The sequence below is a fragment of the Aquiflexum gelatinilyticum genome (assembly GCF_024741135.1).
GTDB classification, from domain to species: domain Bacteria; phylum Bacteroidota; class Bacteroidia; order Cytophagales; family Cyclobacteriaceae; genus Cognataquiflexum; species Cognataquiflexum gelatinilyticum.
On sequence record NZ_JANSUY010000004.1, the window covers coordinates 250,624 to 275,193 of the forward strand.

Consider the following 24,570-nt stretch of genomic DNA (forward strand, 5'->3'; position numbering starts at 1 on the left):
ATGATATTGATAGCGGATAGCGGAGCCAGTAAGACAGACTGGAGAGTCATAAACAAAAATGGTGAAATCAGTCAACATCGGGGTATTGGATTCAATCCAAATTACCAAACGGCTGAAGAAATGGCGAATGAGCTACAAGACGATTATTTATTGAACCTAAGAGGTCAGATCGACACCATTTATTACTACGGTGCCGGATGTACTTCTCAAAAAAACAGGCTTCAGGTAACGAATGCACTCCGGAGCATTTACAAAAAAGCTGAAATAAATGTGGACCATGACCTTATGGCTGCTGCCAGAGCGACCTGTGGCAATCAACCTGGAATTGCCTGTATTTTGGGAACTGGATCCAATAGCTGCGATTATGATGGTGAAATTATCATCAACAAAAGACCTGCACCGGGGTATATTCTGGGCGATGAAGGGGGAGGTGCATATATAGGAAGAAAATTCCTTCAAGATTTTATCCATGAAGAGATGCCGAAAAAACTCAGAGAAAAAGTCTTGCAGAAATTTCAGCTTGATAACCAAACCATCATAGAAAATGTCTACCAAAGACCATTTCCCGGCAGATACATGGCGAGTTTTTGCAGATTCATCACCGAGCATGCAGCAGATCCATATTGCTATATGCTTTATTATAATTCTTTTCAGGATTTTTTCAAAAAAACAGTCATGAAATATGATGATTATAAAAAAAAACCTGTCAGCTTCGTCGGTTCAATTGCATTTTACAACAGTGACATTTTGAGAAATGCTGCTTATGATGCAGACATTCAAGTCAATTTAATTTTGGAAGGACCGATTGCAGGATTAACCCTATACCACAAAGAACTACTATGAACACTACCGAAAGCAGCTCTCTCTATGACAATCTTGAACAGATGGATATTTTTTCATTATTGGAAAAAATCAATGAGGAAGATAAAAAAGTCGCATTTGCTGTCGAAAAACAAATCAAAGAAATAGAAGCCTTGGTGGAACAGATCGTTCCAAGAATGAAAAAAGGCGGTAGACTTTTTTATATCGGGGCAGGTACAAGTGGAAGACTTGGAATCCTGGATGCTTCAGAATGCCCGCCAACTTATGGCGTACCCCATGATTGGGTTGTAGGTATCATTGCAGGCGGTGACACAGCCATCAGAAAGGCAGTCGAAAATGCGGAGGATGATTCCAATCAAGCTTGGCCTGATATCCAAAAATTCGGTTTCAACAAAGAAGATACAGTCATCGGTATCGCAGCATCGGGAACAACACCCTATGTGTTAGGAGGAGTAAAAGCAGCAAGAGAAGCAGGCTTAATTACAGGATGCATCACCTGCAACGATAATTCACCACTTTCAAAAGCAGTTCAGTTTCCCATTCAAGTAGTAGTAGGACCAGAGTTTGTCACAGGTAGTACAAGAATGAAAGCAGGGACCGCCCAAAAACTGGTGTTGAATATGATCTCAACCTCGACGATGATCAAATTAGGAAGGGTGAAAGGCAACAAAATGGTGGATATGCAACTTTCCAACAAAAAGCTGGTTAACAGAGGAATCCGCATGATCATGGAATCAACAGGCAGCCCCGAGAATGAAGCCAAGGATCTGCTTTTGAAATATGGATCCGTACGTGCCGCAGTAGAGGCCTTTTTCCAAAAGAGTGGAACCGGACTCTGATTATAATCTAACTTTTCTTATCTTTGCATCCCTTTTAAATTCAGCGACTTAGTACCTGAATCAAAAAGATTACATCTTAATACAGCAGAGATGCTGCAACACAATGAAAAAAGACAATAACAGAAGTTCGGGCTCAAGAAACGATGGCAGCCCAAAGCCCTACAAGGGAGGAAACTCCGGAGGAAAAAAGAGCTATTCTGACAAAAAAGATTTCGGTGGTTCTAAGCCAACCGGAGAAAGAAAATTTGACAAAAAACTTGGTTATTCCAAAGGCGAAGGTTCACCCCACCCTTACGGAGACAAAGGTAAATTTGAAGGAAAAAAAGACTATTCCGACCAAAAGGAATACAGCGGACCAAACCCAGACGGAGCTAGAAATTTTGACAAGAAACCTAGTTAGTCCAAAGGTAAAGGTACTTCCCGTCCATATGGCGACACAGGAAGATTCGAAGGAAAAAAAGACTATTCCGACCAAAAGGAATTCAGAGGACCAAAACCAGACGGAGAAAGAAATTTTGACAAGAAACCTAGTTATTCCAAAGGTAAAGGTACTTCCCGTCCATATGGCGACAAAGGAAGATTCGAAGGAAAAAAAGACTATTCTGACAAAAAAGAATTCAGAGTACCAAAACCTGACGGGGAAAGAAAATTTGACAAAAAACCGCGTTATTCCAAAGATGAAAGTTCATCACGTCCTTATGGTGACAAAGGGAGATACGAAGGAAAAAAAGATTATTCCGAGAAGAAGCCTTTTTCAAAATCACAAGGCGAAAAACCTGAAAAAAGGTTTGGAAGCAGAAACGATGCCCCATTGGCTAAAAAGAGATCAGATGAATTTGATGAGTTCGAAGATTTCAATGAAACTTCAAATAAAAAAGGTCCCAGAAAACCTAGATTGGATGAGGAGAGGGCAGCAAAAAGGGCAGAAAGCAGAAACGAATATCCCAAATTAGAACGGAAGCCTTTTTTGGATAAAAATGAAGAGGAGTTTGAAGGGATAAGAGATCTCTCTGAAAAAAAAGGGCCAAAGAAGTCAAAATATGAAGGACGATTCCCTGATAGAAAAAAAGAAAGCTCATCAGATAGATCGGCCGAAAATACTGATTTCAAAAAACCAAACCGTTTTTCGAAAGAAGATAAACCTGCATTTGGAAAAAGAGACTCAGAGGGAAATTTTAACAAAAAACCTGCATCTGAAGAAGATTTCAAAAGTGTATACAGGGGAAGAGGCAAGGATGAAAAACCCATTTATGAAAGGGTTTTAAAAGCAGATCTTCCAAAAGAAATAGGATTTCAAAAAAAAATAAGAAAGCCTTTTACTGACGATATCTCTGGGGAAAGGCCAAAATACAATTTTGAAAAACTGGAGAAAAATCATAATCCAAAAATTCAATCCGATTCACTCAGGTTGAATAAGTTTATCGCCAACTCCGGAATATGTTCCAGGAGAGAAGCGGATGTTTTAATCCAACACGGAGAAATCCAAGTCAATGGAGAGGTGGTAACAGAATTGGGTCATAAAGTAAACAGGACCGATAAAGTAATTTACAAAGGCAAAAACATCAATCCCGAAAAGCCGGTTTACCTGCTTTTGAACAAGCCTAAGGATTTTATTACGACTACAGAAGACCCAATGGACAGGAAAACGGTCATGCACCTGATTTCCAATGCATGTGAAGAAAGAGTTTTCCCAGTAGGACGATTGGATAGAAATACAACAGGTTTGTTGCTGTTTACAAATGATGGTGAACTCGCCGCCAAACTTTCGCATCCTTCCAATAATGTGAAGAAAATCTATCAGGTCACTTTAAACAGGCCGTTGACCGCAAATGACGAAAAAGAAATCCTCGAAGGAATAACTTTGGAAGATGGACCTGCAAAAGTGGATGACATGCAAGTGCTGTCCAAAGACAGGACTATTCTAGGCTTGGAAATCCACCTTGGCAGAAACAGGATTGTAAGAAGGATTTTTGCCCATTTCGGATACCAAGTGGAAGCTTTGGATCGGGTTATTTTCGCAGGTCTGGACAAGAAAGACTTACCTAGAGGAAAATACAGGTTCCTTACTGAAAAAGAAGTCATTCAACTCAAATATTTCCTTTGATCAGTAAAATAAGCAAAAAATAAGGCCTTGGATCTCTCCAAGGCCTTTCTTTTTTATAGTTGGTTTAGTAATCAAGATTACTTCGCCGCCATCAATTGGGAAAAGCCATCGCTGCTTCTTACGTAGAATTCAACCCTTGCAGAAGGATTTACTCTCTCCATTCTGTATAGTTTTTGAAAACCAATGGAATTGTCAACTTTTTCTTCATGGACTAATCTATCATTTTCAAAGATCAAAACTGACAAATCAGAAGGAAGAAGTGCATTTACAAGTAACTTGTAACTGTTATTCTCAAGTTTCTCAAGTTTGGTATAGACCAAAGGAGAAGGCACTGCCACATTGAGGTCCACTTCCAATTTATCCATGACAACATTATCTTCATAAACTGCCATAGAATAAACTCCTGCTTTTAGTTTTGAAAAATCATAATACTTCGCAAAGGCATTATCGGACACAATTTTGTCTTTTTGGACAAGGAAATTGTTTTCGTCAAAAATCTTTACTGTTACTGTTTTCGCTTCGTTCAGTCCATAAATTAGCTGAACTTTGCTTTCATCCACTTTTCTAAGTGTTACCGGTGATTTTGCAGTTTTCTCAAAATCTGTCTCGTTTGCTATAGCGCTTACTGAAACGCTTGCAGCAAGAATCATTGTTGCAATGAATGCTTTCATGGTAATAAAATTTAGTTGGTTTAAGAAATTTTTTATGATGTTAACCTCGGTTGGATTTCTCCATTTTTAAACAATTTGAGGTCGGTTACTCGGGGGTGAGTTGAAGTCATTTTGTATTTGACTTCGATACAAACTTAGACAACATATTCGTTCATTGCAAATATTTCAACAAAAAATATTTTTATTGAATATTTGGTAATAAAATAAAATAAATTTTAATGATTCAACAATTAACTTTTATTTTCTCGGAATCGATGTCATTTAAAACCGATATGTTGTATTTCGGGAAAAAACCAAATAATATTTTTTTATGTATAGACATATAAAATCAAAAAGAAATAATTCCAAATACCTTCAAAATCAAAAAAAAGGAGCAAAGTACTGTTACTTTGCTCCTTGTAGGTTAATGTATTTTTAACTTTTTCAGCTTTATTTTATCCCTTTTCCGGCTTCTGCCAAAGCCTTGGAATCAAAATTTCCAAGCAATTCTACCACCATCAGGTCACCCTCTTTGTCATTAAGAAGGACGACCACATCACTTATCATCCTATCTCCTTTTGTAAAAATCAATAATCCATTTCCCTTATCTGAAGTTTCCATCATCAATTCATACTTTTCTCTTTCCAAAGCTTTATGCAAAGTTTTGAACTCTGCCTGACCTGTAGGGCTGTTTTCGGGAAGTTTGAAAAGTTTAACCCTTTCAAGGGATTTAACGATACCTTCTACTTTAGCTTCATCCAATTTCACATTGAATCCTTCGGCAAAATTCATAAAGTTGCCTCCTATATCCATATGAAAGAAATCTTCATTGGCTTTGTACTTTTGATATAGTGCATCCACACTTTTACTTTGGGCCATGGACAAGTGGGTAAACATGGCAAGAAAGATAATTAAGGGTAGTTTTTTCATTGGTTTATAGTTTGTTTATTTCTTTTTATTTCCGTCTTGATACTCTTTTATGCCAGGCATGTTTGTTTTTTCTGCTAGCATATTGAGGTCTTGGTATGTAAAATTTCCTAACATACTCAGCAAAGTGAAACTTTCGCCTGAACCGGATATCATCAGAAATTCTTTGACCAAACCATTTTCCTCCCTGACCATAAATTTGACATTTGATCCTTTGTCAGCCACATCCATCAGGTCTTCATATTTGTTTTTGTTAAGGGTATTCATAGCCTCTTGGTAAAGGCTTTTCCCATTGGTTGTTTCAGTGGAAAGGATTCTTATCCCCCTTACTTTGGATATCAATTCACCCAAATCTTCTGCTTCCTGATCTGAATCCTCGCTGGCAGATTTCAAAAATCCACCGGCCATCTGCATCATTTTTGGACTGATGTATACCCTTGAAAAATTCTCGTCTTCCATATATTTAGAAAAAAACTTGGAGATGGCATCATCCTGTGCATTGACCCCTGTCACCAAGAGTGTCAGTACTATAATTGGGATTATTCTTTTCATCATTTTTCTATGTCATTTAAATTGAATATTTCTTGTGTCGTATTCAAGTGCTTCATCTCACCCATCACTCCAAGGCTTTGGGTTCCTTTTTGCATATTGGTTTGAATCATGTTGAAAGCCTGCATTACCTGTTCAAAAGCCTCTCTTTCAGCCTTTTTTTCTTGGTATCTGAAAATAGCAGCACCTACAGCGAGGAAGATGATAAATATCGCTGCGATTTTTAACCACAACCCAAATCCCTTTTTACTCTTCTCCAATAATGCAAATTCCTCAGGTTTTTGATTTGCAAAAATTTTAATCCCTTGGAAAAACCTTTTTTCAGATTCATAACCCTCAGTTTCTTGGAGAAGGGTTTTTATTTCTTTTTCCTCTTCAAGGGAAGTATCTCCCTCCCAATATTTATCTAACAAACTATCTAGCCTATTTTTCATTTCGCTGCTCTAACAAATATTCTTTCAAAGTCTTTCTCGCTCTATGTAAATTGACCTTCACCTGATCCATGGAAATTTCGAGGTACTCCGCGATTTCCTCATAAGTCAATCCTTCTACCTCTCTCAACTGAAATATTTCACGTTGTTTTTCAGGAATTGATTCCAAAAACCTGAAAACCATCTTCACTTCCTCACTTTTGTCAGGACTTTCGCCTTCATCCGACTGCATATCAAAATCCCCGATAACCTCAAACTTCTTGGCATTCCTGAAATGTTGTAAACTCTCATTTTTAAGACTTGTCACCATCCAACCAACGGGATTTTCCATTTTTTGAAGCTCCTCTTTTCGAAGCCATGCTTTCTCAAAAACAACCTGCAACACGTCCTGAGCCACATCCCGGTCTTTGACCCATAGGAAAGCCATGCGATACAGTTTATTTTTTAGCGACCAGATGTGTGCTTCAAAAAAAGTTTTCATTCGGGTAGATAATGATCGGGAAATTGGAATGTTACAGCAAGTTGTAAAAAATATTCAAACTTTAGATTGAATTTAAATTAATCAAAAAATAGTATGCATGCCTACTATTTATTATTTTGCAATGCAAAGTTTCAATAAATGAAAACCAATCATGAGCATAAAAAATACCAATTGGGCATAAAAAAAGCCCTGAAATATTCAGGGCTTGTGGTGATAAGTGGACTCGAACCACCGACTCACGGATTTTCAGTCCGATGCTCTACCAACTGAGCTATATCACCGATTCCGTTAAAGTGATGCAAATGTAGGTATTTGAACCATTGATACAAACCATTTGATTAAAAAATTTAGACTTATTCCAACCCAAAAACGCTAATACAAACAATATGAGCATTTTACCACAAGTAATTTTTCTCCTTGTTTTTGCGGTAGCAGGCTATATTCTTTTCAAAAGAATCAGCTTCCTCCGAAGAAACATTTTCCTAGGAAAAAGAGAGACTAGAAATGACCTCCCAGATCAACGATGGAAAACCATGCTATTGGTAGCATTTGGACAACAGAAAATGTTCAAAAAGTTAACTCCGGCTATTTTGCACTTGATGATATATGTGGCTTTTGTCATCATTAATCTAGAAGTGTTGGAATTTGTAATTGACGGGATATTCGGAACGCACAGGGTTTTTGCTCCTTTCCTAGGATCGGCCTATGGAGTGGCAATGAATATTTTTGAGTTTCTGGCCATCGCCGTGTTGGTTTCTTGTGTAGCTTTTTTAATCAGGAGAAATGTCACGAAGGTAGAGCGCTTCACCAAACCTGAATTGAACGGTTGGCCTGCCATGGATGCCAATCTCATTCTGGTTATTGAAATCATTTTGATGTTTGCCATTCTCACCATGAATGCCACGGATCAAATCCTGGCTTCCCGCGGAATTCCGCATTATACGCTATTGAATGGATTGTTTTTCAGCAGTTTCCTTCAGCCGATATTTCAGGGAATGTCTGATGGATCATTGGTATTCATTGAGCGTTTTGCCTGGTGGTTTCATATCGTAGGAATCTTGGCTTTTGCGGTTTATGTGACTTATTCCAAGCATTTGCATATTTTCCTGGCATTCCCCAACACTTGGTATTCCAACCTCAAGCCCAAAGGTGAAATGATCAACATGCCTGAGGTAACCAACGAAGTCAATATGATGTTGGGAATAGCTTCAGAAACGAATCAGGAACCCCCTACTGAAATAGGGAGATTTGGAGCCAAAGATATCAATGACCTCTCTTGGGTCAATATCATGAATGCCTACAGTTGCACTGAGTGTGGTCGCTGTACAGCAGAGTGTCCTGCCAATATCACCGGCAAAAAGCTTTCTCCAAGGAAAATCATGATGGACGTAAGGGACAGGGCTGAGGAAGTTGGGAAGAGCATGGACTCAGGTGGACCGGGATTGGCTGACGGCAAATCCCTGCTTGGGGATTATATCAGCAAAGAAGAAATCAATGCCTGTACTTCCTGCAATGCCTGTGTGGAAGCCTGCCCGATCAATATTGATCCGCTGTCCATCATCCTTCAGATGAGAAGATATGTATCCATGGAAGAATCCGCAGCGCCTGCACAATGGAACTCTATGTTTCAGAATATGGAAACAGCCTTTTCCCCATGGAAATTTCCTCCTTCAGACAGGTTCAATTGGGCAGAAAAAGTAAAAAATGAAGAAATAAAGGAGAATTGAGACTTGAGATTAGAGATTTGAGATTTTACGCCATTGAGGTTTAAAATATTCTTGAATCCCAAACCAATTGTTCAAATTTCCAGGACCCCATTTCACCACTTATCAATCAAAAATTCTAATTGAAATACGTTCCAATGATTCATTCTTGATTTCAATGTCTTGTTTCTCTGATCTCGTTTCTTGTTTCTAAGGTCTCATATCTCACATCTCAAGTCTCTTATCTATATCATGACAACATATAAAGTACCAACCATGGCCGAAATGGCCTCGTCCGGTCAAACTCCTGAAATTCTTTTTTGGGTAGGCTGTGCGGGTTCATTCGATGAACGTTACAAAGCTGTGACCCAGGCTTTCGTCAAAATACTAAACAAAGTCGGAGTAAGTTTCGCAGTATTGGGTCCTGAAGAAGCTTGTACCGGTGACCCTGCAAGAAGGGCAGGAAATGAATTCCTGTTCCAGATGCAGGCAGTTTCCAATATTCAGGTGATGAATGCCTATGAAGTCAAAAAGGTGGTGACGGCTTGTCCCCATTGCTTCAATACTATTAAAAACGAATATCCTGCCCTTGGAGGCAACTATGAAGTGATCCACCATTCCCAATTTCTCCAACAACTGATCAATGAAGGGAAAATTGTCCTCCAAGGTGGCGGTGAATTCAAGGGCAAGAAAATCACCTTTCACGATTCCTGTTATCTCGGAAGAGCAAATGAGGTCTATGAAGCCCCAAGGGATGTCATCAGGGCATTGGATGTAGAACTTGTAGAAATGAAGCGCTGCAAGACCAAAGGGCTGTGCTGCGGAGCCGGCGGTGCACAAATGTTTAAAGAGCCTGAGCCAGGAAAGAAAGATATCAATGTGGAAAGAGCAGAAGAGGCCTTGGCAACAGGAGCTACCACCATAGCCGTTGGCTGTCCTTTTTGCCTGACGATGATGTCTGACGGAGTCAAGAATAAAGAAAAAGAAAATGACGTAAAAGTCTATGACCTGGCAGAAATGTTGGCCAAGGACATGGGCATCTGAAAACCTGAAAATTCCAAATCAAAACCCCAAGTTTAAAATTTGGGGTTTATTTTTGACTTTTGTTTGATTAAAAGAACCAATTCCTCAAAAATTACCGTTAGGTTAAAGAAATAAAAGTAGTCCGAAATACTTTACTGTAAATACTATCCGACACAAATTATGTACAAGCCATTTGATCAGATGCCTGCCCACTCCAGAATCTGGACATATACATCAAACAGGAAATTGAACGCAAGTGAAGTGGAGATTTTATCTTCGAGATTGTCTGCTTTTTGCGAGCAATGGAATACGCATGGTGCATTGATGCCCACATCATATGAAATCATGTTTGATCAGATAATCATATTAGCTGTAGATGAAAGCCAATTAGGCGCAAGTGGCTGCTCTATAGACTCTTCAGTCAGAGTTTTGAGGGACATAGAAAATGAAATGGACATCGACCTGCTCAATCAAGGGAAAGTTTCATTTATCAAAAGTGAAGGGGGCTTAGAAGTAAATTCTATCCTCGGGATCAAATCAAAAGTAACAGAAGGAATCCTTCAGGCCGAAACAATCGTATTGAATCCTGTGGTCCAAAGTAAGTCGGATTTGGAAAAAAACTGGAAAATCAAAGCCAAAGAAAGTTGGTTGGGCAAATTCTTTGAAAATTAATTTTATAAATCCCCTATATTTAAATCGTTTAGAAAACTATCCAAGATATCTATGAAGCGAATTGCTTTATTTCTTGTTTTGATACCCATACTGCTAGGTGCATGTACAAGTATGTACCAAAAAGGCCAAAACCAGTTTGCTTCCGGCGAATACCAAGTGGCAATCAACACTTTTTCGAAGGTTCTTGAAAAAGAACCTGAAAACAAGCAAGCCAATTTTTATGTAGCAGAAAGCTATAGACTTACAAACAGAGTTGAGGAAGCCCAACAATACTATGAAAAAGTCGTCGCTTCCGAAGAATCTTATGAAACCTTCTTTCGATTGGGTCAAAGTCTAAAAGGCCAAGGCGAATATGAAAAAGCAGCTGAAGTGTTTGAAAAAGCCAAAGGTCTGACATTAGATGACAAAAACCTTCAGATCGTAGACTTGGAAATTGCCAATCTCAAAAAAATCGGTGAAATCCAGAATTATTGGGAATTCATGCAAGTGGAAAATTACAAGTTGTTGAATACACCGCTTGCTGAATATTCCCCTGTAGTAAACGATGGTTTGCTGTATTTTACAAGCAATAGACAAAGCAGCGGAATGTACCTTGCCACAGGCACACCGTACCTAAAAATGTTTAGGACGAGAGCAGAAGGGATCAAAGTAGATGTTCAAAGTGTACAACAATTGCCCGAATTCAGGAATGAAGAAAACCTCAACCAAGGTTCAATGGCGGTAAGCCCGGACGGAAATACCCTTGTCTATGCTAGGGGAAACTCCACTTCAACGAAAGACCTGCCTGATGTACAGCTATTTGTTTCCTACTTCCGAGGAGGAGGATATACCCAACCAATTTGGATGCCTGTAAACGAAGATGAATTTTATACCAACACTACTCCTGCGTTCAGTCCTGAAGGCAACGAGTTATATTTTTCTTCTTTGAGACCTGATGGCAAAGGAGGTTTGGATTTGTATAAAGCAACCAAACTCGCCAACGGAGATTTTGGAAATGCAGTGAACATGGGAAACCAAATCAATACTCCTGGCAATGAAATGTTTCCTTACCTCGCACCTGACGGAAAGCTATTTTTTGCTTCTGACGGGCATGCCGGTTTTGGAAAATTGGACCTTTTTGTAGCTGAAAAAACTGAAAAAGGATGGGAAGTGACTAACCTAGGTCCCAACATCAATTCTGTGGCAGATGATTTTGGAATCTTTTTTTCAAAATATCCGACAGATGGATTCCTTTCTTCCAATAGGGAAGGCGGTTTGGGAGATGATGATATTTACTTCTTTGAAGACAAAACACCGAAACCAAAAATCGTCAACGTTTTCTTAAACGTGACCACCAAAGAGAAGAAAGACGACGGAACTGAGGTCATTTTGCCTCAGACTAGGGTAGTATTGTATGACGGCGCAAATAAAAATGTTGGGGGGGATTTCTCCAACCAAAACGGAAGGTTGAGATTTACGCTTGCTCCTAATGCAAACTTCTCCATTATTGCTTCCAAAAGCGGTTATTTCAGCAAGAGTATCACTTACTCCACAGTCGGCAAAACCCCAAGAACTGAAGACCTGATCCAAGAGGTAACCAATATTACACTTGACACCACAGTGGTATTGGATGCTTTGATTTTGGAAAGATCCATCGTGCTTGAAAATATTTATTATGACCTTGACAAAGCGGATATCCGTGCCGATGCAGCATTGGAGTTGGATAAATTGGTCAAGATCCTAAAAGACAATCCAAGTATCCGAATAGAATTGAGTTCGCACGCTGATGCAAGGGCCACAGATGAATATAACGATGCCCTGACACAAAGAAGGGCTGAATCTGCGGTGGCTTACCTTGTTTCTCAGGGAATAGATGCGAGCCGGTTAGTGGCTAAAGGTTATGGCAAGCGACAACTCATTATCGAAAATGCCCAAACCGAAGAAGAACATCAGACCAATAGAAGAACGGAATTCAAAGTAATTGAAATCAAAGAATGAAATATTTAGCAATAAGATTAACATAAAAAAGGAGAGGGATGACCTCTCCTTTTTTCGTTTATGTAGGATTAATTATCATTCCAATTAGATGGATACTTAATCAAAATTTGAATTTATTTGCAACCTTCTTTCCTTCGTGTGTCGATGATATAAGTGATTTTCCAACCTTCCGTTGTTTTGATCAATTGGAATGAATTGACCCCGCAATGGCTGAAATTGTCATTGACATAAAATTCATAAGGTGTCCAAGCAGCTGCCATGTCCCCATCGACTTTGATTTGATAGTCAAGAATCCGTTCGTCCAAGATCGTTGTGGCAGGAGAAGAACCAATCCTATTTACAAAATCCGCCACCGAGTTAGATCCCAATTCAGATCCGTTTTCTCCACTTTTCACAGTCTGCATAGTCGCATCGGGATGAAAAGCTGCTTTTATCAAATCAGTATTTTTTGACTTCATTCCCTCAAAAATCGAAGCAATCACTTGCCTTACCTCCTCACTTTGCTGTGCAAAAAGGTTTGTTGAATAAAAAGAAAATACAATCAGCGAAGCTATAAAGATCCTTTTCATTTTTTCTTGATGCTTCCTCCTGTGCCTGTTTTGACATTCACTTCTGATGGATTGCCATCATATACAATTTTGGCAGCAGTAGCCAAAGAACCATTGATGGAAGACGTTGCTGTAAAACTGATACTCGCCGTGGTATTGCCCAATACATTGACTTTTTGAGCCACGAGATTCATTCCGTCCACCTGTGCATTGGTGTAGGCGTTTACTTCAAGTTGTTTGACATTTCCTTTTATGAAAATCCTTGAATTGGTAGCTGCCTCTAGATTTAGCTTATCCGCTTCAACGTTAGCCTCCAGATAGGCATTATTAGAAGTAGCCAAATACGCTTCCAATGCTTCGATCTTACTTTTGGCCACTACCTGTGCACTTGATGTAGCTTCTACTCCCTGAATATCCACATAAGTCACTACGACTCTTACGGAATGATTTCTATAATTGCCCCTTGCCAACCTCACTTCCAATGCATCTCCTACCACTGAGGTTTCTACTTTCCCGACATCAATTCCACTCGCAGTGATTTCTACTTTATTAACATCTCCTTTGACCAATTCTGCCTTGATGGCATTGGAAACTTTTACAACATTAAAATCGCGCAATTGCCTGCTATCATTTTGAGTTTGGGCATTTGAAATCCCTAAAGTTGCTAAAAAGGCAATCAGAATGAGTTTAATTTTCATATTCATATTCATATTTAAAGTTTGGTTTAGATTCCACCATATAGTTTGAATGTCATATTCCTTAAAGAAGGATTATTGACCGCATAGTGCATCGCTTCTGCGATCTCAGCAGGACTTACCCACTTTGAAAAATCGGCATCAGGCATTGATTCCCTGTTTGCCTGCGTATCGATGATACTTGGAACAAAGACATGTGCCCTAACCTTTTTATTTTTCGCATCTTCGGCTACAAAATTGGCAAGTTCTACCACGAGTCTTTTACTCAATGCATATGCCACAACGTTTTTTGCATCTTCAGGTTGCAGGGCAGGACGGGCCCCAATGAATAAAAAATCTCCAAAATCCGCTTTCTTCATCAAAGGCAAAAAGTTTTTGACCATGTTGAATGCTGAATAAAAATTGAGTTTGATCATTTTATCCAAGTCTTCCAAACCGGTATGCTCGATATCTCCTCCTGCATATCCCCCAACCAATAATCCAATAGCATCAACCTCTCCATATTGCATGACATAATCATTTGCAAAATCCTTTACGGCCGTTTCATCCGTGACATCCACCTCATAGACATCGTCGGCTTCCTCTACGGTCTCGCCCGAACCAGGCAAAACGGTCGCAATTACTCTATAACCTTCCCTCTTAAATTTTTCAACGACTGCTTTACCCAGATTTCCTGCAGCACCCGTGATAATTAAATTCCTTTCCATAAATCAATCTTTTTTTTGTTTCTATTACTTTTACTAAAGTTAACCTATACTTTTCTTTTCCATGGAAATACAAAAATCCCTACTTCAAACCATCGAGTCCAAAAAGAAAAGGGTCTTTATTCTGAAATTGGTCATTTACCTGTTACTTCTTTTGGGTGCAAGGTTAATTCCCGAAATTCAGGATTACCTCAGCCGATATCCCAATCTGAACAGTATCCACCGAGCAATGCTTTTTTTACTGGGAGGCAATATCCTCATTTCCTTGGCCAGACTGCTTACCGCCCGCATTTATTTAAGAAAAAGCATGGACGAAAAGATCCACAGCAACTTCCTCCTTGGAATAGCTTGGATTTCGAATATACTCAATTCAGTGGTTTTTGTCATAGCATTGATGCTTGCTTTTGATATCAGACCCTTGGAATTTCTTACAAGCCTGACTATCGTGGCTGCAGCAATAGCCATCCTTACCAAAGATTACGTCAATAATATCATCAATGGTTTGATCATCATGTTTACCGATCAGTTTTCTCTGGGTGACACCATCAAAATAGGTGAAAACACAGGGGTTATTGAAGACATCACCCTTCTAAATGTAGTGATCAAAAAAGACGACGGATACAAAACCATTATCCCAAACAACCTTGTTCTTGGCGTTCAGGTGACCAATTTAAGCAGATTGGACCACAGAAAAATTGATTTTCATATGGAATTGCCCTATCATCTAAAGTTTAATCTTGCCGGAATAGAATCGAACTTATTGGCGGGTTTTGGAAAAAGAATAAAGGAAAAAGAAGTCGCTAATATCAAAGTTGAATTGGTGGCCATCCAAAAGGAAGTCTATACCATCAAAGTTTCATTAGAAGCCGCAATCCATCAGGAAAATGAAATAAAATCAGAACTCCATCAGCACCTTTTAGATCTAGTAAATGAAAACTGACAAGGAAAATTATTTTGATCTGGTATATCAGGTCGTCCGGTTGATTCCAAAAGGGAAGGTGACTTCGTATGGAACCATTGCCAATTATCTTGGATTGAAAAGCGGTGCAAGAATGGTTGGATATGCCATGAACGCCTGTCACTCGCAACCTGATGTTCCTGCCCATAGGGTCGTTAACCGGGCAGGTCTTTTGACCGGAAAACACCACTTTTCTTCCCCTGAAAGGATGCAGCAGCTCTTAGAATCAGAAGGCATCACAGTAGTGAATGATAAAATCCAGGATTTTGAACTTCATTTTTGGAATCCTTCAGAAATAAAATTAGACGAATAAATCATCTTTTTTAAGCCAATTAAGCAGGTTTTCTGTTTTTTTTACAAATTTTTATCCACTAAAACACAAAAGTGTATGCTTTTTGCAATATCCAATCAAAATTCATTGATTATGGAAACAGCATTGAAAAGTCATATCGCAGAAAACCTAAGGAAGCACAGGGTGCTTAGAGGTTATACCCAGGAATACATCGCCGAATACCTTGGCAAAAAGGATTACACAGCTTATTCTCGCTATGAACAAGGCAGATCCAATCTCAAAATGGAAGATGCTATCCGACTTGCCGATTTGTATGAAGTAGATGTACAGGAATTGATTTCAAAAATTCCATCCGTCAATAATGGACATGAAACACAAAAAAAACAAAGCGGATTGGTTTCAATATTGGTGGACTTGGATGGCAGTTCAGGGAAATTGGAAAGCAATATTCAAAGATTGAAGAAAATCAATGAACTGATCGCAAAACAAGAACTCTGATTATTTTTTTCTGATCAAATAAAGACCTAAAAACATCAGAAGCCCATTGAGGATCAAAACTTCAAAACCAAACTTATAACCCCAAAGCAGCTGTTGTGAATTTTGGCTGATCGTAAAGGTCAAAAGGGGTGCTGCAACAGCAAGGTAAGGCACGAATTTATCCTTGAGTTTCCAATTGGTAAATAAGCCAAATGCATATAGGCCAAGTAACGGCCCATAGGTATACCCTGCAATGACAAAAACTGAATTAATGACACTTTGGTCATTGATCCACCTAAACATCAAAATCACAAAAAACATCAGGGCGGTAAAACCGATGTGAACCCTTTTTCTGACCTTAACCTGATCCTCTTTTTTATATTTTTTTTCGATTTCCAAAAAATCATAACAAAAAGAAGTTGTCAAGGCTGTAAGTGTGGAGTCTGCACTCGAATAGGCAGCCGCTGTAATACCCAAGATAAAAACAATTCCAACAAAAGAGCTGAAATAAGAAGTCGCCAGCAAAGGATATAAATCGTCTGATTTGGAAGGGATCGCTATCCCATTTGTTTCAGCATATAGATATAACAAAATTCCCAATGACAAAAAGAGTAAATTGACTACCACCAGGATGATGGTAAACCAAAACATGTTTTTCTGGGCATCCCGAATATTGCGGCAGGTAAGGTTTTTTTGCATCATGTCCTGATCCAATCCTGTCATCACGATGGTGATAAATGCACCTGAGGCAAACTGCTTGAAAAAATTGGTACCCGATTTCCAATCCCAATTGAAAATTTCGGACCGGGGATCATCGGCAATGGTTCCTATGTATTGTTTGATTGTCAAAATTCCCAAATCCTTTCCTATCAGGTAAATGCTGATGACCACTGCAAGCAACATAAACAGGGTCTGCAAGGTATCAGTCCAAACCACTGTTTTGATACCTCCACGGTGAGTATATAACCAAATCAAGGATACTGTAATCAATACAGAAACCCAAAACGGAATGCCCCAATTGTCAAACAATACCAATTGCAGAACTCCTGCCACAAGAAAGACCCTGATAGAAGAACCCAATGTCCGGGAAAGGATAAAGAAAAAAGCTCCCGTCTTATATGACCAAAATCCGAACCTCTCATCCAAATAGGAATAAATGGAAACAAGGTTTAACCGATAGTACAATGGAAGCAGCACTTTTGCAATCACAAAATACCCCAAGGTATACCCCAAGACGACCTGAAAATAATGAAAACTCGTATTGCCCACTTCTCCGGGTACGGATATGAATGTCACTCCTGAAAGCGAGGCACCTATCATCCCGAATGCAACCAAAAACCAAGGTGATTGTCTGTCTCCTGTAAAAAAAGTGTCAGTGGAAACATTTCTTGAGGTAAACCAAGAAATCAAAAACAAGAGCGCAAAATATGATGTTATGACGATTAAAACTAACTTTGGGTCCATAGTGGCTTAAGGGTAGATTTCGCTAAATTGCCCATAATTATTAAATTTGCAAAATGAATTACCATACACAGGCATATCCAATGCAGGAAGAGGTTGAAGTCCTTTTGGAGGAATTGATCGACATTGAAGAGTGTGAGTTGGTAGTGTTCAATGATGATGTCAATACTTTTGAACATGTCGCCAAGATTCTCATCAAAGTATGTCAGCATACTCCCGAACAGGCAGAACAGTGCACTTTGATTATTCATTACAAAGGAAAATGTACCGTCAAAAAAGGAAGCCGTTCCAAATTAAAACCCATGTGCGAGGCAATTTTGGATGCCGGCATCCAAGCAGCCATCGTCTAACCCATCCGGAAAAGTGAATTTCCCCTCCAAACTGATTGAAGAAGCAGTCAATGAAATCAGCCGTCTGCCGGGAATAGGCAAAAAGACGGCGCTTAGGCTTGCACTTCACCTCCTCAAGCAAAAAGAAAATGTCACCGAAGAGTTGACAAAATCTTTGCTTTCCCTCAGAAAAGACATCAAATATTGTGGCATTTGTCATAACATCTCCGACTCCGATGTATGCAGCATCTGTGCAGGTAAGCGGAGAGAAAGAGGCATTATCTGTGTGGTAGAGGACATTCCGGATGTCCTTGCCATCGAAAACACCTCCCAATACAATGGCTTATACCATGTTCTCGGAGGGGTAATTTCTCCCATACAGGGCATTGGGCCCGATGACTTAAAGATCGAAAGCCTGATCAACAGAATCGCCCAAAGTCCGGAAAATGAAAAAGTTAAAGAAGTCATCCTTGCCCTTCCCGCTACCATGGAAGGTGACACCACCTCATTTTTCATAACCAGAAGACTTAAGGAGTTTGGCATCAAAGTCAGTACCATAGCGAGGGGAATCCCTGTAGGCGGAGAATTGGAATATACCGATGAAGTGACCTTAGGAAGGAGTATTCTGACACGTGTAAATTATTCGGCCGAATAGCGATTTTCTTTTGTCTGATCCAAAAGCATTTCTATATTTGCAGACCAATTAAAAACGGGGGATTAGCTCAGCTGGCTAGAGCACTACGCTGGCAGTGTAGGGGTCATCGGTTCGAATCCGTTATCCTCCACTAAAAGACTCACAGAAATGTGGGTCTTTTTTTAATTTACTGCTTGAGAAAAGCACAAATTGAAATCCAAAAAAAAGCCTGATACCCTTGCGGCATCAGGCTTTTCTGATTTTTTGAGAAGATTCTACGAAAGTGCCACTTCATTCCCAATTCCTTTGGGGTTTTTGCCATATTTATTTCGGCCGGGCTGACCGTCTGTCACCATCAATACCAATAACCAAACGCTCCCAATAATCGGAATGAGAACAATGAAATAAAACCATCCGCTTTTCCCCACATCGTGAAGCCTTCTCACTGTTACCGCCAAGCCCGGAATGATCATGGCCAATATCGATACAAAGTAAAGAGGCCCGATTCCGGTGTCCTCGATGGTAATGCCAAGCAAATTGTCAAGTATTACAGCCAAAACAAGGAAAATAAAATAAAACAAATAAAAAAACCAATACTCGCTCCTTCTTGCTCTTCCGGTAAAAGTCGCATAATTTTTCATTGCACTGATGAAATAATCCATAACACTAGTTGGGTAAAATCTTTTCCTACTCGTATGGCTTTTCGGATACGCCCCGTTTGTTATGGTCTCTGGACTCCATCTTAGATTAAGGTATCGGGGCAGCGGGCAATGTTGGCTTGACAAAGTCCAAAAAACAGACTTCCTATTCCTAAAGTAGGAAGTATTCAATAACCAAACAATAGTTATTCTGCTTTTACAGTAAAGTTTTCCTAAAATTCTTTTATAAGATGAATTGAAAAAAATACATTGATTCTATTCGGGATTTTTTAATCAAAAGCCCTTTTGCATAAAGGCAAAACAAGCCATCGTGGAAAGGAAGATGAATGGAGTCAGATGGTTTATTTCCTACAATTGGAATAAATATTGTCCCTGAATTTTTTGTCGTCTTTGAGGATATCAAAATAGGCAGTCAGGAATTTTTTGGTGGCTTCCTGTTCATTCGTACTCAATAATGAAGCTATTTTCCCATAGGAATCCCAGATATTTGGCTCTATGGACAGGTAATATTCTCTGGTGTTTTTAAATAACTCCTCCTCTCTGCAGACCCCCCAATAGTAGCGTTCGGTCACGGAATTGATCGGAATCAACGGATTGACCACGGCATAGGGGGCATTTACCAATCCCGACATGTCAAAGTCGTAGCATAAGGGAATGTAATCTTTGTTGGCGAGCTGCATGACAGCAATGTTATGTTGGACTACAGTGGACCAATCTGTATTTCCGATCATGTATTGGAAAAAATCCTGTCTGATCGAAACCGTGTCCTTGAATCTGTAGGGATTCAGTTGAACGTCTTTTTTCATGGTGGCCTCAAACCTATCCGCAATTTCAGAATCATCTTCAATCAAAAATGCTTTGATTTCAAATGACTTTTCTTGCTTTCCGCTTCTGTCAGTAATAGTGAGGTTCACCAATCGGGTATGGAAATGATAGGGCGAGACCTCCTCATACATTTTGTAGATCATGTATTCTTTTAAAGTCAGGTCATCTGCTGCTTTGTTGTTTTGACATGGCATTACCAATTTCAATGTTTTGTTTCCTTTAAAAACAGTCCCTTCCCTTTCCTTTTTGTCTATCTTGATTTTGAGGGGTGTGAAAAAGCAATGGTCTTTGCGGAAGTTTCCTCTGGCAAACAATTCAACCTGGAGTGAATCCCACTCACCGGAATTGTCTTTGTAATACAGCCATTCTTGGGAAACGGAAGTTTCTTTATCGGATTTTTTCACATCCTTAAAAGAAAAACCCAACCTGATATCCAATATCTCTTCTGTCCTGAAAAGTTTTGATACGTCATCTTCCTGAGAATTGGATTCTGAAATTGATCCCAAAAAGGCAAAAATTAAGAAAGCGGGAAAAATCCATGTAGGTACTTTCAGGATTTTGGTTGGTTTAGAAATCGAAAATGCCGGTACTAAAAATGATTTTTCCATAAGTCATTCATATATTAAATACTGTGAAAATCTGAATTCATTACCAAAGTCCCATCCAATCATGAAGCCACGATCAGATGGACCAAAAATGTAACCACACCTACTCCCAATCCTAGGATGAAAACGTTGTAGGCATGTCCTAGGAGGTTATATTTTCTGTTCAAAACTTTGCCTTGATAAAAAAGTGCAATTGACATTTGTTGGTTTATTTCCTCCTTCGATGGTAAAATCCTATCGATTTCTTTGAGGTATTCGTCAAGGTTATAGGTAGCACTCTCTCCAAAAAACAGCATACTTGATTTTCCTTTTTCTTGGGTCTTTTGGTTTTTGCCTAAGATTTTTGGTTTTGCAGCACGGACAGCGAGAATGGTTGAGGCAAGGCAAGTGGAAAGCAATAACAAAATGGGGATAAGCGTCATGGGTCCCCGTACATCCAATTGGTGGGAAATCGTACCGTATCCTGTGATGGCAATAATCGAGGAAATGACGAGCGCATTGATGCTGATGATCATATTGGCTTTGTTATCCGCGATCTGGAGGAGGTTACAGTTGTTTTTGAAAGTTACCCGATAGAAAGTCTGTCTTTCTCTTTCGGTTTTATCCTTTTCTTTCTTTACAGGTATTATTTCTTCCATTGTTTATTGTTTTGTCAATCCTGAATTTACAAAATAATTATTCAACAAATCCAGCGTTGGCTTCATTTTCATTTTTTAAGGGGCAATCCAAGAAATATCCCAATTTCCTTCTTTTGAATTCATGACAATGCGGAGATGCTCCATGCCATTCAGCTGCAATGCTTCTATTTCTGTTGGTGTGATTTTGATAAGGGTAAAATTGGAATCTGTTAATGGTTCATTCCATGTAAATGCTTCTCTAGGATCCTGAATCGCAGTCCCAGGGGCAAGGACTTGGTTATATGCTTTTCGCGCATCACCCTGGATTTTGGACCAAAAGGTAGCTGTCAGCTCATCGTTTCTTTTGATTTCAGCCTTGCCGGTAACCTTTACCTGAATCCTTTTGGCAGGATGGTAAAACAACAAGACCGCGTCAGGAAAAACGGTCAACTGCTGTACTTTTGAGGTTCGGGCATCAGTAAAAAGATAAAAATTCAACGCTTCATCCACTGATCTCAAAACAAGATACCTGGCATCAATACCATTTTCAGATTTGGTGGCAAGTGTAACAAAACGAAACGGATGCTTTGGATCCAAAGCTCCCCTGTTTAATTCATGTTTTATTGATTGGAATATTTCTTCCAATGAATTCTCTTGGGTGAAAAGCATAATATTTGTAGGACGACGTAAAATCAAAACTCCAACCAAAGGTATTGGTTTGAATGCCAAACAAAAAACCTGCACTGAATCAGATTCCGTGCAGGTTTTTGCATCAAATTTACCTTTACCGCTTTAGTCGATTAGACTACTTCGACATTTTCTACATTTTTGAAATAGACCTGATGGTCAGCATCCAAATCCACCAAGACAGCCGAGTCATTTTTAATATATCCTGAAAGAATCTGTTTGGATAGTTCATTCAAGATCAGTTTTTGGATAGTCCTCTTCAATGGCCTTGCACCAAAATTTGGATCAAAACCAACTTCTCCCAAATAATCCAAAACTTCTTTGGTTGCCTCTATCTCAATATTGGACTCAGCCAAGCGTTTTTGGATCTCTCGCCATTGGATATCGACGATTTTTCGAATTACCTTTTTATTCAAAGGTTCAAACATGATCGTCTCGTCAATCCTGTTGAGGAATTCAGGCCTTACGGATTTTTTGAGCAAATCATAGACTTCTGATTTGGTTTTTTCCATAATCTCTTCTTTATTCCATTCTTCCATTTCGGCAAATCGCTCCTGAATCAGGTGTGACCCGATATTGGTGGTCAAGATGATAATCGTATTCTTGAAGTTGGCGATTCTACCTTTGTTGTCAGTCAATCGCCCATCATCCAATACCTGAAGCAGAATGTTGAAAACATCGGGATGGGCTTTTTCGATTTCGTCCAAAAGCACCACAGAATAAGGTTTTCTTCTCACGGCCTCAGTCAATTGCCCCCCTTCATCATACCCCACATATCCCGGAGGTGCTCCTACCAATCTACTTACGGAATGCCTTTCCTGATACTCAGACATGTCTATTCTCACCATGGCATTGTCGTCATTAAAGAGATATTCAGCCAGGGCTTTGGCCAATTCTGTCTTTCCGACACCCGTTGTACCCATGAAGATGAATGATCCAATTGGTCTTCTTGGATCTTGCAATCCTGCCCTGCTTCTCCTGACAGCATCCGACAAAGCAACGATGGCTTCCTGCTGTCCTGCCACTCTTTTTCCAAGCTCATCCTCCAAGTGAAGGAGTTTTTCTCTTTCACTTTGGATCATTTTGGAAAGCGGGATTCCCGTCCATTTGGAAACAACTGCTGCGATATCCTCATTGTCGACTTCTTCTTTCAATAACGGAGATCCTTGCTGCATTTCCTCCAGTTGGAATTTGAAACCTTCCAATCTTTTTTCAGACTCTACAATTTTTCCATACCTGATTTCTGCAACTTTACCGAAATCTCCTGCTCTTTCAGCCTGTTCGGCTTCAAGTTTGAGTTTGTCGATATTTTCTTTTTCATTCCTGATGCCGACGATCACGGCTTTTTCACTTTCCCATTTTGCTTTGACATTCTGTCTTTTTTCAGAAAGTTCAGCGATTTCTTTACTCAGGACAGTTTCTTTGTCCTTGTTGTTCTCTCTTCGGATGGCTTCCCTTTCGATTTCAAGCTGCATGATTCTCCTGTTGAGTTCATCCAATTCCTGTGGAAGTGAGTCAATTTCCATTCTCAGTTTTGCGGCAGCTTCATCCATCAAGTCAATTGCCTTGTCAGGAAGAAACCTGTCTGAGATATACCTTTGAGAAAGCTCCACGGCTGCAATAACCGCATCGTCTTTGATTCTGACACCATGATGGAGTTCATACTTGTCTTTGATTCCTCTCAAAATTGAGATCGCATCAGCGGCATCCGGTTCATCGACCATGACAGCCTGAAATCTCCTTTCGAGGGCTTTATCTTTTTCAATATATTTTTGATACTCCTTTAAAGTGGTAGCACCGATGGCATGCAATTCGCCTCTTGCCAAAGCCGGTTTCAGTAAGTTGGCAGCATCCATCGCACCTTCTCCTCCTCCGCCCGCGCCTATCAAGGTGTGGATTTCATCGATAAACAGGATGATCTCACCTTCTGAGTCCGTCACTTCCTTGATGACCGCTTTTAATCTTTCCTCAAATTCACCTTTGTACTTGGCACCTGCCACAAGTAAACCCATGTCAAGTGAAATCAAAGTTTTTGTTTTGAGGTTTTCGGGCACGTCTCCACTTACGATACGTTGGGCCAAGCCTTCCACAATGGCAGTTTTACCCACACCCGGCTCACCGAGGAGAATGGGGTTGTTTTTGGTCCTTCTTGCCAAAATCTGTAAAACTCGTCTGATCTCTTCATCCCGGCCAATAACAGGGTCAATCTTTCCTTTCTTTGCCAGTTCATTCAGGTTTTTAGAATATTTTTCCAGAGCCCTATACTTTGATTCTGCGTTTGGATCGGTCACTTTATTTCCTTTTCTAAGTTCTTTTATTGCTTCAATTAGCGGTTTTTCGGATAGACCATTTTCTTTTAGGACCTGGGCGGTCTTATCCGATCCTCCCAATATAGACAAAAGCAGGTGCTCAATGGCCACAAACTCATCCCCGAATGTCTTTAGAAAATCCTTTGCCTTAGACAAAACCTGGTTGGAGGCATTGGAAAGATAAGGCTGTTGCCCGCTTACCTTTGGAAATGACTTGATAATGTCATCCGTTTTTTGAGCAATTAATCCTTTATTGACATTCAGCTTTTTAAACAAAAAATCAGTGACATTCTCATCTTCCGAGAATATTCCTTTAAGCATATGCGCTGGCTCAATCGCCTGTTGCTGTTCGGCTGAAGCCAGTTCAGCAGCCTTTTGGATGGCCTCCTGTGATTTTATTGTGAATTGTTTAAAGTCCATATTATAGTTGGTTAGGTTGGTTAATTAGCTGATTATTTCTTGCATTTAGGTTACAATTGCCCATCAATCAAAATGTTAACCAAAGGTAAAAAAAGCCCGAAATCGGAAATTATGTCTTAAAATCTCTTGGAAAATTGCAAAAAATAGACTTTTTGACATATAAAGTTTCTTG

General features: G+C 39.6%; 27 protein-coding genes and 2 tRNA genes. 14 read left to right on the top strand and 15 right to left on the bottom strand.

The features are described 5' to 3' along the window. The 4 genes from NU887_RS08840 (at nucleotide 1) to NU887_RS08855 (ending at nucleotide 3,765) form a co-directional block, all read left to right on the top strand. Nucleotides 1-843, top strand: a complete 843-nt coding sequence (locus NU887_RS08840; protein ID WP_258422999.1) for an N-acetylglucosamine kinase — start codon at nucleotides 1-3, stop codon at nucleotides 841-843. Further along, nucleotides 840-1,661 (top strand): N-acetylmuramic acid 6-phosphate etherase, encoded by an 822-nt coding sequence (gene murQ / locus NU887_RS08845; RefSeq protein ID WP_258423000.1) that lies wholly within the window; start codon nucleotides 840-842, stop codon nucleotides 1,659-1,661. The genes NU887_RS08840 and murQ overlap by 4 nt, the downstream gene beginning before the upstream one ends. A 103-nt stretch (nucleotides 1,662-1,764) precedes the next feature. After that, on the top strand, nucleotides 1,765-2,061 hold the full coding sequence (locus NU887_RS08850) for a hypothetical protein (RefSeq protein ID WP_258423001.1): 297 nt from the start codon (nucleotides 1,765-1,767) through the stop codon (nucleotides 2,059-2,061). Between the two features lie 411 nt (nucleotides 2,062-2,472). Beyond that, nucleotides 2,473-3,765: a pseudouridine synthase gene (locus tag NU887_RS08855; protein WP_420839735.1), complete on the top strand. Its 1,293-nt coding sequence runs from the start codon at nucleotides 2,473-2,475 to the stop codon at nucleotides 3,763-3,765. Between the two features lie 77 nt (nucleotides 3,766-3,842). Here the strand turns inward: NU887_RS08855 and NU887_RS08860 are convergent, their stop codons facing one another. The 6 genes from NU887_RS08860 to NU887_RS08885 all read right to left on the bottom strand — a co-directional run bounded on the left by NU887_RS08860 (nucleotide 3,843) and on the right by NU887_RS08885 (nucleotide 7,084). Beyond that, nucleotides 3,843-4,436, bottom strand: coding sequence for a hypothetical protein (locus NU887_RS08860; protein ID WP_258423002.1), 594 nt, complete (start codon nucleotides 4,434-4,436; stop codon nucleotides 3,843-3,845). 429 nt (nucleotides 4,437-4,865) lie between these two features. Next, on the bottom strand, nucleotides 4,866-5,345 hold the full coding sequence (locus tag NU887_RS08865) for a DUF4252 domain-containing protein (RefSeq protein WP_258423004.1): 480 nt from the start codon (nucleotides 5,343-5,345) through the stop codon (nucleotides 4,866-4,868). 15 nt (nucleotides 5,346-5,360) lie between these two features. Then, nucleotides 5,361-5,894 (bottom strand): DUF4252 domain-containing protein, encoded by a 534-nt coding sequence (locus NU887_RS08870; RefSeq protein ID WP_258423082.1) that lies wholly within the window; start codon nucleotides 5,892-5,894, stop codon nucleotides 5,361-5,363. Then, nucleotides 5,894-6,325 carry a hypothetical protein gene (locus NU887_RS08875; RefSeq protein WP_258423005.1) on the bottom strand — a complete coding sequence of 144 codons (432 nt, stop codon included), beginning with the start codon at nucleotides 6,323-6,325 and terminating at the stop codon, nucleotides 5,894-5,896. The genes NU887_RS08870 and NU887_RS08875 overlap by 1 nt, the downstream gene beginning before the upstream one ends. Next, on the bottom strand, nucleotides 6,315-6,803 hold the full coding sequence (locus NU887_RS08880; RefSeq protein WP_258423006.1) for an RNA polymerase sigma factor: 489 nt from the start codon (nucleotides 6,801-6,803) through the stop codon (nucleotides 6,315-6,317). Before NU887_RS08880 ends, NU887_RS08875 begins: the two co-directional genes overlap by 11 nt. 208 nt (nucleotides 6,804-7,011) lie before the next feature. Next, nucleotides 7,012-7,084: transfer RNA gene (locus NU887_RS08885), tRNA-Phe, on the bottom strand. 105 nt (nucleotides 7,085-7,189) lie between these two features. On the opposite strand from NU887_RS08885, the gene NU887_RS08890 reads away from it, so the two are divergent. The 4 genes from NU887_RS08890 (at nucleotide 7,190) to NU887_RS08905 (ending at nucleotide 12,178) form a co-directional block, all read left to right on the top strand. Continuing rightward, nucleotides 7,190-8,530 (top strand): 4Fe-4S dicluster domain-containing protein, encoded by a 1,341-nt coding sequence (locus tag NU887_RS08890; protein WP_258423007.1) that lies wholly within the window; start codon nucleotides 7,190-7,192, stop codon nucleotides 8,528-8,530. Nucleotides 8,531-8,758: 228 nt separating this feature from the next. After that, nucleotides 8,759-9,550 (top strand): (Fe-S)-binding protein, encoded by a 792-nt coding sequence (locus tag NU887_RS08895; protein ID WP_258423008.1) that lies wholly within the window; start codon nucleotides 8,759-8,761, stop codon nucleotides 9,548-9,550. Between the two features lie 159 nt (nucleotides 9,551-9,709). After that, nucleotides 9,710-10,201: a hypothetical protein gene (locus NU887_RS08900; protein WP_258423009.1), complete on the top strand. Its 492-nt coding sequence runs from the start codon at nucleotides 9,710-9,712 to the stop codon at nucleotides 10,199-10,201. Nucleotides 10,202-10,252: 51 nt separating this feature from the next. Next, nucleotides 10,253-12,178 carry a CHU_0125 family OmpA-like outer membrane integrity protein gene (locus NU887_RS08905; RefSeq protein ID WP_258423010.1) on the top strand — a complete coding sequence of 642 codons (1,926 nt, stop codon included), beginning with the start codon at nucleotides 10,253-10,255 and terminating at the stop codon, nucleotides 12,176-12,178. A 113-nt stretch (nucleotides 12,179-12,291) separates the two neighbouring features. Here the strand turns inward: NU887_RS08905 and NU887_RS08910 are convergent, their stop codons facing one another. Genes NU887_RS08910 through NU887_RS08920 form a run of 3 tightly spaced genes read right to left on the bottom strand, consistent with a single transcriptional unit; the run spans nucleotide 12,292 to nucleotide 14,128 of the window. Further along, the gene (locus tag NU887_RS08910) at nucleotides 12,292-12,747 is read right to left on the bottom strand and encodes a nuclear transport factor 2 family protein (protein ID WP_258423011.1); all 456 of its coding nucleotides are present in this window, start codon (nucleotides 12,745-12,747) and stop codon (nucleotides 12,292-12,294) included. Further along, nucleotides 12,744-13,424: a head GIN domain-containing protein gene (locus NU887_RS08915; protein WP_258423012.1), complete on the bottom strand. Its 681-nt coding sequence runs from the start codon at nucleotides 13,422-13,424 to the stop codon at nucleotides 12,744-12,746. Before NU887_RS08915 ends, NU887_RS08910 begins: the two co-directional genes overlap by 4 nt. Before the next feature lie 26 nt (nucleotides 13,425-13,450). Then, nucleotides 13,451-14,128: an SDR family NAD(P)-dependent oxidoreductase gene (locus NU887_RS08920; RefSeq protein ID WP_258423013.1), complete on the bottom strand. Its 678-nt coding sequence runs from the start codon at nucleotides 14,126-14,128 to the stop codon at nucleotides 13,451-13,453. A 61-nt stretch (nucleotides 14,129-14,189) separates the two neighbouring features. Here NU887_RS08920 and NU887_RS08925 point away from each other — a divergent pair, with 61 nt between their 5' ends. The 3 genes from NU887_RS08925 to NU887_RS08935 all read left to right on the top strand — a co-directional run bounded on the left by NU887_RS08925 (nucleotide 14,190) and on the right by NU887_RS08935 (nucleotide 15,873). Further along, entirely contained in the window at nucleotides 14,190-15,065 is an 876-nt protein-coding gene (locus tag NU887_RS08925; protein ID WP_258423014.1) for a mechanosensitive ion channel family protein, read from the top strand. Beyond that, a complete protein-coding gene (locus NU887_RS08930) occupies nucleotides 15,055-15,396 on the top strand; it encodes an MGMT family protein (protein WP_258423015.1) in 342 nt (113 codons plus the stop codon). The genes NU887_RS08925 and NU887_RS08930 overlap by 11 nt, the downstream gene beginning before the upstream one ends. Nucleotides 15,397-15,507: 111 nt before the next feature. Then, on the top strand, nucleotides 15,508-15,873 hold the full coding sequence (locus NU887_RS08935; RefSeq protein WP_258423016.1) for a helix-turn-helix domain-containing protein: 366 nt from the start codon (nucleotides 15,508-15,510) through the stop codon (nucleotides 15,871-15,873). Here the strand turns inward: NU887_RS08935 and NU887_RS08940 are convergent, their stop codons facing one another. Next, the gene (locus NU887_RS08940) at nucleotides 15,874-17,316 is read right to left on the bottom strand and encodes a sodium:solute symporter (protein WP_258423017.1); all 1,443 of its coding nucleotides are present in this window, start codon (nucleotides 17,314-17,316) and stop codon (nucleotides 15,874-15,876) included. It lies immediately after the preceding gene. A 53-nt stretch (nucleotides 17,317-17,369) separates the two neighbouring features. On the opposite strand from NU887_RS08940, the gene NU887_RS08945 reads away from it, so the two are divergent. The 3 genes from NU887_RS08945 to NU887_RS08955 all read left to right on the top strand — a co-directional run bounded on the left by NU887_RS08945 (nucleotide 17,370) and on the right by NU887_RS08955 (nucleotide 18,427). Further along, nucleotides 17,370-17,663, top strand: coding sequence for an ATP-dependent Clp protease adaptor ClpS (locus tag NU887_RS08945; protein ID WP_258423018.1), 294 nt, complete (start codon nucleotides 17,370-17,372; stop codon nucleotides 17,661-17,663). A 13-nt stretch (nucleotides 17,664-17,676) separates the two neighbouring features. Further along, nucleotides 17,677-18,297 (top strand): recombination mediator RecR, encoded by a 621-nt coding sequence (recR, locus tag NU887_RS08950; RefSeq protein WP_258423083.1) that lies wholly within the window; start codon nucleotides 17,677-17,679, stop codon nucleotides 18,295-18,297. A gap of 56 nt (nucleotides 18,298-18,353) precedes the next feature. Continuing rightward, nucleotides 18,354-18,427 (top strand) — tRNA-Ala (locus NU887_RS08955). Nucleotides 18,428-18,551: 124 nt separating this feature from the next. On the opposite strand, the gene NU887_RS08960 is transcribed toward NU887_RS08955, so the two are convergent. The 5 genes from NU887_RS08960 to clpB form a co-directional block, all read right to left on the bottom strand. Then, nucleotides 18,552-18,938, bottom strand: a complete 387-nt coding sequence (locus tag NU887_RS08960; RefSeq protein ID WP_258423019.1) for a DUF805 domain-containing protein — start codon at nucleotides 18,936-18,938, stop codon at nucleotides 18,552-18,554. Nucleotides 18,939-19,276: 338 nt separating this feature from the next. Beyond that, complete coding sequence (locus tag NU887_RS08965; protein ID WP_258423020.1) at nucleotides 19,277-20,368, bottom strand: hypothetical protein; 1,092 nt, start codon at nucleotides 20,366-20,368, stop codon at nucleotides 19,277-19,279. A gap of 59 nt (nucleotides 20,369-20,427) precedes the next feature. Next, entirely contained in the window at nucleotides 20,428-21,003 is a 576-nt protein-coding gene (locus NU887_RS08970) for a Pycsar system effector family protein (RefSeq protein WP_258423021.1), read from the bottom strand. A 75-nt stretch (nucleotides 21,004-21,078) separates the two neighbouring features. Further along, nucleotides 21,079-21,651, bottom strand: coding sequence for a pyridoxamine 5'-phosphate oxidase family protein (locus tag NU887_RS08975; RefSeq protein WP_258423022.1), 573 nt, complete (start codon nucleotides 21,649-21,651; stop codon nucleotides 21,079-21,081). 131 nt (nucleotides 21,652-21,782) lie between these two features. Beyond that, nucleotides 21,783-24,398: an ATP-dependent chaperone ClpB gene (clpB, locus tag NU887_RS08980; protein ID WP_258423023.1), complete on the bottom strand. Its 2,616-nt coding sequence runs from the start codon at nucleotides 24,396-24,398 to the stop codon at nucleotides 21,783-21,785. Nucleotides 24,399-24,570: the final 172 nt, after the last annotated feature.